Here is a 563-nt window from a genome sequence, read left to right on the forward strand (position 1 = left end):
ACACTTCAAATAGTTGTGGAATCAGATATTACGCTGAATCCTGCTGCAACTGAAATCAAAAGAGTGAAAAAAAATGTATTCCTAAATCAAGTTAAATTAGTGCCTGTTAGATTTGCACGTATTGATAACACTGACTTTTTTAGAGTAACAAGAGCTAAATTATTTGTAGCAGGACATATTCGTAAAAATATTGAATATGCTTCAGCAGCATGTAATGGAGCGCTACAAGATAGAATTGCTGATGTTCCATTTTCTGGTTTTACAGAACTGTTTTTCCCACAAACAACTGGAGGCCCTACTCCAATCTTAGGAATTTCTGAGTTTGCCGAAGCAAACTTCCTGAATGAAAGAACTCAATTGGATGCTCGGTTGGATAAGGCTTTCTTCCAAAATCTTGTGAAATATAATGAACAACCATTTGGCGAGTTAGTCGCTGCAAACTTCTTTGAACTTGATTTTTCACCAGTTATGGCATCACCAGAAGGTACTTTTAGCACATTGCGTGAAAAAATTGTTCTGGATCTTACAGTAAAAGTACTGCAAGTTCAACAAGTCCGCCTTGG

1 protein-coding gene is annotated in these 563 nt (G+C 36.8%); it reads left to right on the forward strand.

Annotated features, from left to right (window positions below; all coding sequences use genetic code 11):
* Positions 1 to 563 (forward strand): CsxC family protein (locus ABNX05_RS26050; protein WP_349662342.1); only part of this gene is annotated, 563 nt, incomplete at both ends.

It is taken from the genome of Lysinibacillus zambalensis (assembly GCF_040183165.1).
Taxonomy (GTDB): domain Bacteria; phylum Bacillota; class Bacilli; order Bacillales_A; family Planococcaceae; genus Lysinibacillus; species Lysinibacillus zambalensis.